Annotated in this window: 5 protein-coding genes and 1 pseudogene; 1 reads left to right on the forward strand and 5 read right to left on the reverse strand. The window is 69.9% G+C overall.

Features of this window, described 5'->3' with window-relative positions; all coding sequences use genetic code 11:
- Window positions 1–526: pseudogene (locus I0Q12_RS11410) on the reverse strand (aminopeptidase N); the annotation flags it as partial.
- 58 nt (window positions 527–584) lie between these two features.
- Entirely contained in the window at window positions 585–764 is a 180-nt protein-coding gene (locus tag I0Q12_RS11415) for a 4-oxalocrotonate tautomerase family protein (RefSeq protein WP_197252026.1), read from the reverse strand.
- A gap of 61 nt (window positions 765–825) precedes the next feature.
- Between I0Q12_RS11415 and I0Q12_RS11420 the strand changes: the two genes are divergently transcribed.
- Window positions 826–1,266 (forward strand): hypothetical protein, encoded by a 441-nt coding sequence (locus tag I0Q12_RS11420; protein WP_197252027.1) that lies wholly within the window; start codon window positions 826–828, stop codon window positions 1,264–1,266.
- 26 nt (window positions 1,267–1,292) lie between these two features.
- Here the strand turns inward: I0Q12_RS11420 and hisI are convergent, their stop codons facing one another.
- The 3 genes from hisI to I0Q12_RS11435 all read right to left on the reverse strand — a co-directional run.
- Complete coding sequence (hisI, locus tag I0Q12_RS11425; RefSeq protein ID WP_197252028.1) at window positions 1,293–1,643, reverse strand: phosphoribosyl-AMP cyclohydrolase; 351 nt, start codon at window positions 1,641–1,643, stop codon at window positions 1,293–1,295.
- Complete coding sequence (hisF, locus tag I0Q12_RS11430) at window positions 1,640–2,413, reverse strand: imidazole glycerol phosphate synthase subunit HisF (protein ID WP_197252029.1); 774 nt, start codon at window positions 2,411–2,413, stop codon at window positions 1,640–1,642. The genes hisI and hisF overlap by 4 nt, the downstream gene beginning before the upstream one ends.
- A partial coding sequence (locus tag I0Q12_RS11435; RefSeq protein WP_307846182.1) for an inositol monophosphatase family protein occupies window positions 2,410–2,686 on the reverse strand: 277 nt, incomplete at its 5' end. The genes I0Q12_RS11435 and hisF, both read right to left, overlap by 4 nt.

Here is a 2,686-nt window from a genome sequence, read left to right on the forward strand (position 1 = left end):
GCTGCCCACCCAGCACCGAATTCCGGTGCGCGACGGCCTGATTGGACACGACCTGCCATCCCTCGGGTGCGGCCACGTCGAAGGTGAACGGCGCCTTGAGATCCGGCTGCTCGAAGCACGCGAAGACGCGGCGCGCGTCGGCGGGCTCGTACTGGGTATAGAGATAGGTCTGTCCGTCGGCGGGGTCGACGAACCGGTGCAGGCCCTCTCCGGACCGGCTGTACTCGCCGGTCGCCACGACCGTCACCACGTTGTCCTCGGCCAGCCCGCTCAACGCGATCCGCGCCCCGTCGTACGCGACCGTGACGGGGACGCCGTTGACGGTGACGGACTCGACGGACGGCCCCAGGAAGTCGAGCCAGGTCTCACTGCTCGTCGAGGTGAACTCGATCGTGGTGGTGGTCGCGAAACCGGTGGTCGCCGAATCGGGCGCGTCCCGCAGGTCCAGTTCCACGCGGTAGGCGTGCACGCGGACGGCGTTCGCGCGGGTCGCGGTCTCGGCTCGGGTCAGGTTCGCGGTGCTCACGCGACGATCCTATGGTGCCCGCACCCGGATCCGCCGTCACCGGAAGTGGCGTCGCGGGTCAGCCGAGCGGAACCCCGCCCACACCCCAGTTCTCGCGGGGCACCTCGGTGAGGGTCACCCACACCGACGACTCGGGTTTGCCGGAGGTTTCCGCGTAGGCCTTGGTGACCGCGGCGATGACGGCGGCCTTCTGCTCGGTGGTCAGGCCGGGTGTCTGGCTGATCTGGATCAGTGGCATGTAGGACACTGTGCCACAACCGTCCTCGGACCTCTCACGCGCGCTGTGTAGCGTTCACGGCATGAGCAGGTTGGACGAAGTGGGCGAGCGCGACGCGTGGCGATGCTGGCTCTGCGACGAACCCGTGGACCCGGACATGTCGGTCAACGATCCGCGCGGCCCCAGCGTCGACGCCCTCACCACCGCGAAGAAGGGCGCGAAGGGCGGGCAGGAACGACTGGCCCACCGCGCGTGCAACACGAAGAAGGGCGCGGTGAAACCGGTGGTGCCGTGGGCCGAGCACCTCTTCGTCGTCGACCCCGCCCCGATCATCGGGGTGGTGGATCAGCTCACCCGCAAGGGCGGCCGCGTCGCCGTCGCACGCTGCCCCACGGAAGCCGACGCGACCGAAGCCGGTGCCTGGCTGGTGGACCGGATGTCGCGCCTGGCACCCGACCTGAAGGTCGCGGCGCGGATCGACTCCGCCGGAGGCGGATTCCTCCTGTCGCTCACCGCGTCCTGAGCATCGGCCCCGGCCTGCCGACGGCTCTACTCGGCGGCGAGCAGCACGTCGGTGTCGAAGCAGGTGTGGGTGCCGGTGTGGCAGGCGGCGCCGGTCTGGTCGACGACGAGCAGCACCGTGTCACCGTCGCAGTCCAGCCGCACCTCGTGCACGTACTGGGTGTGCCCGGAGGTTTCGCCCTTGACCCAGTAGCTGTTGCGCGACCGCGAGAAGTACGTCGCCTTGCGGGTAGCGAGGGTGCGGGCGAGCGCCTCGTCGTCCATCCACGCCATCATCAGCACCTGGCCGGTCGACTTCTCCTGCACGACGGCCGCGAACAACCCGGCGTCGTTGCGCTTGAGTCGGTCGGCGATCCGCGGGTCCAGAATGTTGGTCATCGCACCGTGATCCCTTCTGCCCGCATGGCGTCCTTGACCTGGGGAATGGTGAGTTCCCCGAAGTGGAACACGCTGGCGGCGAGCACCGCGTCGGCCCCGGCCTTGACGGCGGGCGCGAAGTGCTCGACGGCACCGGCGCCGCCGCTGGCGATGACCGGCACGGACACGGCGGCGCGGACGGCCTCGATCATCTTCAGATCGAATCCGGCCTTGGTGCCGTCGGCGTCCATCGAGTTGAGCAGGATCTCACCGACCCCGAGTTCCTCACCGCGGCGGGCCCATTCGACCGCGTCGATGCCCGTGCCGCGGCGACCGCCGTGGGTGGTGACCTCCCAACCGGACGGGGTGGGTTCCTGCCCCTCGGGGACGGTGCGGGCGTCGACGGACAGCACGATGCACTGGGCGCCGAACCGCTCGGACATCTCGCGCAGCACCTCGGGGCGGGCGATCGCGGCGGTGTTCACGCTGACCTTGTCGGCGCCGGCGCGCAGCAACCGGTCCACGTCCTCGACGGTGCGCACACCGCCACCGACGGTGAGCGGGATGAACACCTGCTCGGCGGTGCGGGTGACCACGTCCAGCATCGTGCCGCGGTCACCGCTCGAGGCGGTGACGTCGAGGAAGGTCAGTTCGTCGGCGCCCTGTGCGTCGTAGAGGGCGGCGAGTTCGACGGGGTCACCGGCGTCGCGCAGGTTCTCGAAATTCACGCCCTTGACGACGCGTCCGGCGTCGACGTCCAGGCACGGGATCACCCGAACTGCCAGGGTCATGGTTGTTGTTCTCCTTCGAGGCGGGAATCGGTCACCGATTCCAGTATGTCGAGTATCTCGTCGTGCACGCCGGGCGCGGCCGCGACCACCGAGCCGGAACCGATCCGCCACGGTGCGCCGGTGAAGTCCGTGGCGATACCGCCGGCGGCGCGCACCAGGGCCACCCCGGCCGCGTTGTCCCACGGATGGTGCCCGAACACCACGGCACCGCCGAGTACCCCGGCGGCGGTGTAGGCCAGGTCCACACCGGTCGAGCCGTGCATCCGCAGCCGG

This window comes from Rhodococcus sp. CX, from assembly GCF_015865005.1.
GTDB lineage: Bacteria > Actinomycetota > Actinomycetes > Mycobacteriales > Mycobacteriaceae > Rhodococcus.